General features: G+C 27.0%; 5 protein-coding genes and 2 pseudogenes. 6 read left to right on the plus strand and 1 reads right to left on the minus strand.

Features of this window, described 5'->3' with window-relative positions; genetic code table 4:
• Window positions 1–362: pseudogene (locus C6B38_RS08830) on the minus strand (ISNCY family transposase); the annotation flags it as partial.
• Between the two features lie 507 nt (window positions 363–869).
• Between C6B38_RS08830 and C6B38_RS11710 the strand changes: the two are divergent.
• From C6B38_RS11710 to C6B38_RS11730, 6 genes and pseudogenes are all read left to right on the plus strand, one after another.
• Window positions 870–1,496: an amino acid permease gene (locus tag C6B38_RS11710; protein WP_233485729.1), complete on the plus strand. Its 627-nt coding sequence runs from the start codon at window positions 870–872 to the stop codon at window positions 1,494–1,496.
• 51 nt (window positions 1,497–1,547) lie between these two features.
• Window positions 1,548–2,303, plus strand: a complete 756-nt coding sequence (locus C6B38_RS11715) for a hypothetical protein (protein WP_233485730.1) — start codon at window positions 1,548–1,550, stop codon at window positions 2,301–2,303.
• Window positions 2,304–2,378: 75 nt separating this feature from the next.
• Window positions 2,379–3,019 (plus strand): annotated as a pseudogene (gene udk, locus C6B38_RS08840) (uridine kinase).
• 80 nt (window positions 3,020–3,099) lie between these two features.
• Window positions 3,100–3,570, plus strand: a complete 471-nt coding sequence (greA, locus tag C6B38_RS08845) for a transcription elongation factor GreA (protein WP_105299349.1) — start codon at window positions 3,100–3,102, stop codon at window positions 3,568–3,570.
• A gap of 109 nt (window positions 3,571–3,679) precedes the next feature.
• Window positions 3,680–3,856: a hypothetical protein gene (locus C6B38_RS11725; protein ID WP_233485732.1), complete on the plus strand. Its 177-nt coding sequence runs from the start codon at window positions 3,680–3,682 to the stop codon at window positions 3,854–3,856.
• Between the two features lie 162 nt (window positions 3,857–4,018).
• Entirely contained in the window at window positions 4,019–4,450 is a 432-nt protein-coding gene (locus tag C6B38_RS11730; protein ID WP_233485733.1) for a hypothetical protein, read from the plus strand.
• Window positions 4,451–4,676 lie beyond the last annotated feature (226 nt).

The raw sequence follows: 4,676 nt of genomic DNA on the forward strand, positions 1-4,676 counted from the left end.
TTCTGTTTTCTAGGAGATTTTATTTGATTTAGAGACATTAAGTTGTACAAAACTGAATAAGAAATTTTTATTTTTTCATTTTCAAGTAATTTTTCTTTAAAATGTATAAAATTAAAATCAATATATTTAGTTTTGTAAAGATTAAGAATATTTTCACAAATTTCTGGTTTTGTTTTGTTATATGCTGTTCTACCACGTGAATGATGGGCAAAGGAAGTCATATTTTGTGTATCATAAATTTTCATTAATTGTTCAATTCTACGAATAGACAAATCTAAAATTTTAGCAGCACGTTTTTTGTTATTTCATTATTAATAACTTTTCCAATAGTTTTATATTTATGTTTTTCTGTCATTGTTAATTTTCTTTCCATAGTTATCACCAAATTAATAATATAAATAATTGTGAAATTTTTGCTAGATAACTATTACGAAATTATTACAAGATAAGGACAAGGTTATTTTAATTCTACTTGTAATTTTTTCCTATTTGTTATAATTAGAGATAAATTATTTATAAAAAATTTAAATAATTTGAGTGTTATAATTTAATTTTTATGTGAATATATCATCAATTAAATATTAACCAATTTTTTTAGAAGAAAGGAAAAAACTATTTTATGCTTAAAAAAGAACAAAATAAGAAATTTAGTTTAGCAGATTTTGTTTGATTAGGCTTTAATTATACTGTTGGAATTGGTTTTATAGGTAATTTTGCTATTTTATCAAATATCTCACAACCTGACTCAATTGGAATTCATGTTATTTGATTATTTGCAGTTGAAGGTTTGATCGCAGGAATATGTGCGTGAGCATTTGCTAAAATGGCTAGAGTTCATCATTCTAATAATAATGGAGCTTCATATATTTATGTTAGAACAAGTTTTGTTAAATTTTGGAGAATTTTTGTTGCTTTTATGCAATATGGTCCCTTGGTATGCTGCAAACTGAGGGTCATTTGGTGACTTATGATTAGATTTTATTGGAATTGCTATTTATATGTCAGCAGCAGGAATTATTTTTTGGGGGATGAAATTATATAAAAAATTAGCGAATGGAACTGGTATTATTAAATGAGTTACAGCTGGATTTTTAATTTTAGCTGGTTTAGTATTGGCAGTTCAACATGGTGGTGAAAATTTAAGTTATTGAGGACATCATACAAATTTCTCGTTGCCAGGATTTATTAAAACTTTTAATTCATGCTTTTTCTTCTTTGCTGGGTTTGAAGTCTTTTCAACTGCTGGGAAAAATATTAGTAATCCAGAGAAAAATATTGGCCGTGGAATTACACTAATTATGTTAATTAGTACAATTTTTTATATTGTTATTTCAATTATTTTCTTTGCTGCTTTTACTAAATTTGTTCAAAATATGCAAATGGGAACATGAAGTTTAGGTTTTAAAAATAAGATTATTTTATATGGTAGCCCAATTATTATGATTATTAGTGCTTTAGCATTGAAAATAAATGTTGCAATTCAAAATGCTTTATAAGGGGGAACTTCATTACAACCATTATCAGCCGAAGGGTATTTACCAGATCATTTGCGTAAGTTAAATAAAGATGGAATACCAATTTGTGCTTCAATTTTAAACTTAGTTATTACAAGTTTAATGATTTTTATTTGGTTAGCAATCCCCGATATTATTAAAGGGGATAGTTTAACAAAACAATTTGGTTTTATGGCAACCCCATCAGAAACAATGACTTATCAGCGCCCATTTAATGTTTCATCATTAACTGAAGCATCATTAGCTATTACAATTTTTATTTATGGTATGGTAATTGCTGTGATACTAAAATTAGCTTATCAACGAAAAATTAAGATGCGAGTATGAGAATATCTTGCCTTTCCAATTGTCTTTGTTATTTTTACTTTTCTTTTTGGATGACATTATTATAGTTTAATCAATAATATTGTTATTTCAGATGGAAGAAAACGAGATAGTGCAATTATTGGAGCAGCAATTGAGTTAGCATTTGTTGCCTTTTCTGTTAGTTTTGCAACAATTTGATATTTTACTTATTATCGTGCAAAATATCTTCGTCGAATGAAAGAACAAACTGAATTGCAAGCTAAATTAGATGCTGAATTTGAAGTTAGAAATGATTGAAAATATGTTTCATTAGAAATTCGTCACGAAATTAAAAATTATTTAAAACGAAATCAAGCATTATATCAAGCAACAACTAATATTAATTATCAAGATGCAGAACATTTGCTCACGCAACTAAATCTTATTGTTGAAAAAAGTAATAGTCTTGATGAGGAAAAAGATGAACCAGCGAATGAAGAATAGTCAAACAATTTAACGAAAGTTAAGTTGTTTTGCTTTATGATATACTAAAATAAGAAGAATAAGAGGAGGAATTAAATGCAACCAAAACCAAAAAATAAAGTGCAATTAGTTACTATTACTGGTGGGACTGCAAGTGGCAAAACAACAGTTGCTAATAAAATTGCTGAAATTTTGCAAGCAAAAAAGATAGTTTATTTAAAGATGGATCATTATTATAAAAAATTAGATGATTTGACATTAGCAGAACGAAAAAAATTAATTTTGATCATCCAAATGCCCTTGATTTAGAATTATTAGTTAATCATTTACAACTCTTAAAAAATCATCAGAACATTCAAATTCCAAATTATGATTTTACAATTTCTAATCGCTCAATACAAACAACGGAAATAAAAAGCGGTGATGTGATTATCCTTGATGGTATTTTAGGTTTAGCATTAGAAGAAATTCGCAAATTATCGGATATTAAAATCTTTATTAAAACAGAAGATGATATTCGTTTTATTCGACATTTAACACGTGATTTATCAGAACGAGGGCGAACAGTTGAAAGTATTATTAATCAGTATTTAACAATAGTAAAACCAATGCATGAATATTTTGTTGAGCCAAGTATTAAATATGCCGATATTATTGTGCCATATTATGAAGGAAATAAAATCGCAATTGATATGATTGCAACAAAAATTAAGGCTTTATTATTTGATAAAAAATAAAAAACCCCATTATTATTGTCTTTTTTAAGGTATAATAATCATTGTTGGAATTAAAAACAGAGAGGAACGGAGAGAACACCATGAATGAAGAAATTTTGTTAACTAAAGAGGGAATTAAAGACTTAAAAGAAGAATTAGATAATTTAATTAATGTTATTCGTCCCGAAGTGATTGAAGAGTTAAAAGAAGCTCGTGCACAGGGAGACTTATCAGAAAATGCTGATTATGATGCAGCACGAAACCGTCAAGCGGAAGTTGAAGGACGAATTAAAGAAATTGAATCATTATTAACAAAAGCAAAAGAAATTAAGGAAGTTAAATCAAAAACAGGAATTATTAAGTTAGGAAGTACAGTAACGTTTACTAATTTAATAATTAATAAAAAATATGAACTTAAAATTGTTGGTGCTGTTGAGGCTAATCCTTTTGAAAATACAATTTCAAATGAATCACCAATTGCAAAAGCTATTATTGGGAAAAAAGCTGGCGATTTAATTGAAATTAAGGGAATTCAAGAGCCTTATAAAGTTAAAATTTTAACTGTAGAATAAATAATAAAAAAAATATTATTAAAAACTTAAAAACGGAAAATTATTTTCTTGGTTTTGAGTATATCATAGAGTTATCTTAGTGTAATCTAAGAAAGAAAGGAGTATAAAAATGAAAAAACTTTTAAGTTTATTAAGTACACTAGCAATTGGATCAACTGCTATTCCAGCAGGATATGCGATGAATCCTTACAATTTTGAAAATAATAATAAATTCTCAGGAGAATGAAGTTATGGTGAAAAATCTTTTGATTGAAAGAATAATTATTTAACTATTAATGTTGGCTAACCAAAATTAAAAGATTTTATTCCAGTAATTTATGATACTGAAGCAAAAATTGAAAAATTAAGTTTAGAAATTAATGTTCTTTGAACAAAAATTAGAGAGAGTGAGCAGGAAAAAACTACTTTAGAACAAAGTAAGAAAGTTCTTGAATCAGAATTACTAACGATGCAGCAAGTTAAAGAAGGATTAGACAAACAAATTCTTGATGCAACAAGTCAAAATATTAGTCTAAAAGTAGAATTAGAACTAAAAACAGCAGAAATTAGTAAGGTAACAAAAGAATCACAAGAAAAAGTTACTATATTAGAAGCAGAAGTTGCTGACTTAAAAGCTAAGTTAGTAGCTAGTGAACAAAATAAACTTTCTTTAGAACAAAAAATGAAAGAAGTTGAAGCTAAATTAAATACAATTACTGAAGAAAAACTTGTTTTAGAAACTAATTTAAAAGATAAGTCAAAAGAAATTAATGATTTAAATTTAAAATTAGAGCAAGCAAATGATGAAATTAATAATTTAAATGACCGCGTAAAATATTCGGTTGGTATAAAATTTCCAAAAACTAAGAAAAAGATAGATATAAAATTCTATCTTTTTTAATTAGGTTAAAATTGTCGTTAACCTTGCTTAGTTTAAGAAAATAACAGCAAAACCAACCGAATAAAACTCTCCTACTTGGAATGTCGTAAAACCAAGCAAGCGAGGATAAACAATATAGGGGTGGCCGTACTGCTACGACATAATGGAGGCAATTCTTTTAGGCAATATAAAAGAGTTATTGTGGTTTGGGGATAAATCTTTAACCTGCAATGGTTAAAGGGTAAGT

Source organism: Spiroplasma sp. ChiS (assembly GCF_002968355.1).
GTDB lineage: Bacteria > Bacillota_I > Bacilli_A > Mycoplasmatales > Mycoplasmataceae > Spiroplasma > Spiroplasma citri.